This window comes from Agreia sp. (assembly GCF_964263775.1).
Taxonomy (GTDB): domain Bacteria; phylum Actinomycetota; class Actinomycetes; order Actinomycetales; family Microbacteriaceae; genus Agreia.
Map to the genome: position 1 here is coordinate 1 of NZ_CAXVWM010000123.1, position 3252 is coordinate 3252.

The 3252-nt window shown below is 68.7% G+C and carries 3 protein-coding genes; all 3 read left to right on the plus strand.

Annotation, left to right across the window (positions count from 1 at the left end):
* Positions 1 to 418, plus strand: a 418-nt coding sequence (locus tag ACE5CZ_RS09355) for an LPXTG cell wall anchor domain-containing protein (RefSeq protein ID WP_374947059.1), incomplete at its 5' end; no start/stop codon positions are given.
* A gap of 74 nt (positions 419 to 492) precedes the next feature.
* Positions 493 to 2184 (plus strand): alpha-amylase family protein, encoded by a 1692-nt coding sequence (locus ACE5CZ_RS09360; RefSeq protein ID WP_374947060.1) that lies wholly within the window; start codon positions 493 to 495, stop codon positions 2182 to 2184.
* A 16-nt stretch (positions 2185 to 2200) separates the two neighbouring features.
* The coding region (locus ACE5CZ_RS09365; protein WP_374947061.1) for a GNAT family N-acetyltransferase at positions 2201 to 3252 on the plus strand (1052 nt) is incomplete at its 3' end.

Sequence of the window (3252 nt, forward strand, 5' to 3'; positions counted from 1 at the left end):
ATGGCAGACGCCGTCCGCGACGATCGGTCCGGCGGACTACTCCGTGACAGCGACGGCGAAAGAGGGGCACACGTTCCCCGACGGCACGAACACGCTGACACTGACCGGCACGCTCGGGGGAGCACTCGATGCTGCGGTCGCGCCGTGCGCGACCACCCCTCCGACGCCGTCCGCGGCGACGCCCCCGGTGTCGACTCCCCCGGCTGCCACGCCGACCGTGCCCGCCGCCACCCCGACCGTGCCCGTCGCCACGCCGACCGTTCCCGTCGCCACGCCGGCCGTGCCCGTCTCCACGAATGGCCAGCTGGCCGAGACCGGCCTCGACGCATCCTCCGCGGCGGCACTCGCCGGGGGCCTCGCAGCCATGGGTGGACTCGCTCTGGCTCTGGTTCGTCTGCGATCGCGCCTGCGCGCGTAGCGGCGGCGCCGACCAATACCCGGCTGTCGGGTGAAGCCCTGTTCGCTTCACCCGGCGGCCCCTAGGCTCGAGCCATGAAGGTTACCGACACGTCCGACCTGTGGTGGAAGAGCGCCGTCGTCTACTGCCTCGACGTCGAGACTTTTCTCGACTGGAACAACGATGGCATAGGCGACTTCGCCGGCCTCGCGCACCGCCTCGATTATCTGGCCGAGCTGGGCGTCACCTGCCTGTGGCTCATGCCCTTCTATCCGACTCCCGACCGCGATGACGGCTACGACATCGTCGACTTCTACGGCGTCGATCCCCGACTCGGATCCCTCGGCGACCTCGTCGAATGCATCCGCATCGCCCGAGATCGCGGCATGCGCGTGATCGCCGACCTCGTGATCAACCACACGTCCGACAGGCATCCGTGGTTCCGTTCGGCACGGGCATCCAGAGACTCGCGCTACCGCGACTACTACGTGTGGCGCGACGAGCCCCTCGACGACGGAGTCCCGGTCTTTCCCGACCAGGAGACCAGCAATTGGGAGCTCGACGAGAAGACCGGCCAGTACTACCAGCACGTCTTCTACAAGCACCAGCCCGACCTCAACATCGCCAACCCGGTGGTGCGCGACGAGATCGCGAAGGTCATGGGGTTCTGGCTGCAGCTCGGGCTCTCGGGCTTTCGCGTCGACGCGGTTCCCTTTCTGCTCGACGCCTCGGGGGTCGTCGGCGGGTCGACGCTGCTTCCCGATCCGCACGCCTACCTGCGCTCGCTGCGCTCCTTTCTCGGTCGGCGCAGCGGCGACGGAGTACTGCTCGGCGAGGTGAACCTGCCCCGAGCCGAGCAGGAGCAGTTCTTCGGCGGCGCCGAGGGCGACGAGCTCACGATGCAGTTCGATTTCATCGCCATGCAGAACCTCTACCTGTCGCTCGCTCGGCAGGATGCGCGTCCACTCATCGAGGCGCTGCTGTCGCGCCCCGCGGGCTCACCCGATTCGCAGTGGGCGAACTTCGTGCGCAACCACGATGAGCTCACCCTCGACAAGCTCAGCGATGGCCAACGACAGGAGGTTTTCGACGCGTTCGGGCCCGAGGAGCGCATGCAGGTCTACGGCCGCGGCCTCGTGCGCCGCCTGCCCACGATGCTCGATGGCGATCCCCGGCGCATCCGCATGGTCTACAGCCTGCTGTTCTCGCTGCCGGGCACGCCCGTGCTGTTCTACGGCGAAGAGATCGGCATGGGCGAGAACCTCGACGCCGAGGGACGCATGGCCGTGCGAACCCCCATGCAATGGAATGGCGGCACGAACGGCGGGTTCTCGACCGCGCCGAAGCGCCGACTGCGTAATTCGGTCGTCGCCGGAGGATACGGGCCGCAGCACGTGAATGTCGAAGATCAACGGCGCGATCCAGAGTCGCTGTTGCGGTTCATCCAGAACCTGGTGCGGCACTACCGCAACGCACCCGAGTTCGGCTGGGGCGCCTTCGAGGTGCTCGACCAGCCGAACACGGCCGTCTTCGCGCACTCGCTCGAGTGGGACGGCGGACGCGTCGTCGTGCTGCACAACTTCGGCTCCGAGCCCGCCGACGTCTCGCTGGCGCTCGGCACCGCCGGCGACGACATGCCGAACGACATGCCGAACGACGTGCTGAACGACTTGCTCTCGGGCGACTCCATGGCGCTGGATGCCCGCGGCCGGGTCACGATCGCCCTCGACGGCTACGGGTTCCGCTGGCTGCGGGTGGTGCGCGGCGGCGATACGACGCAGTATTGATGCGAGGAGGTCGAGGATGACCGTCGAGATCCGTCACGTGCAGGTGCCCTCGTCGCTCGAGGACGGCGACGATCCGCAGGTCGTCGACTACCGGCGCGCGGTCGCGCTGCGCAACACGGTGGAGGCCCTCGGGTACGGCTCGAACGACTTCGCCTCGAGCGCCGAAGAAGACCTTCCGAGCTGGCATCGCGAGCACGAGCCGCGGCAGCTGTTCGTGGCCACGCTGCCGGATGTGCCGGGCCTTATCGGTCGGGGCTTCGTCGAGAGCAGGCTCGAAGACGGTTGGCCGGTGGCGTGGGTCGCCGTTCAGGTATTGCCGGAGTACCGGGGCCGCGGCATCGGTACCGCCCTCGCCGAGGCGGTCGAGGCCGCGGCCCGCGACACCGGCGCCACCCGCCTGGTGGTCTACGTCGTGTCGCCGGATGCGCCGGGTGAGCGCCTCGAGGCGCCGACCGGTTCGGGGTCGGTTCCGCGGAGCAACGACGAGGTGCGCTTTCTGCTCGGTCGCGGCTACCGGCTCGAGCAGGTGGAGCGCGGCAGCAGGCTCGCTCTGCCCCTGCCGACCGACGATCTCGCGCGCCGTCTCGATCACGCGCTGCGGGCATCCGGAACCGACTACCGGCTCGTGCGCTGGGCCGGCGCGACTCCGCTGGAGTGGCGCCAGGACATCGCGGCGCTGTACACCCGCATGAGCACGGATGCGCCGTCGGCCGGGCTCGACGAGCCGGAAGACGTGTGGACGGTGGAGCGGCTCGTCGCCCAGCAGGACTCAGACCTCGAGGCTCCCGTCACGGTGCTCACGAGTGCGGTCGAGCACGTCGGCACCGGGCACCTCGTGGCCTACAGCGAATTGTCGGTGAGTGACGACGTCATGCGCGCCGTGTGGCAGGAGGACACGCTCGTGCTGCGCGAACACCGCGGCCACGGCCTGGGCCTGCTCCTGAAACTCGGCAACCTGCAGCAGCTGCATACCGAGCGTCCCGGGCATCCGTCTGTGATCACGTTCAATGCCGAGGAGAACCGGCACATGCTCGCCATCAACGAGCAGCTCGGATTCGAGCCCGTCGG

Coding starts and splice junctions, on each gene's coding strand:
- ACE5CZ_RS09360 (WP_374947060.1), top strand. CDS start 493: ATGAAGGTTACCGACACGTCCGACCTGTGGTGGAAGAGCGCCGTCGTC.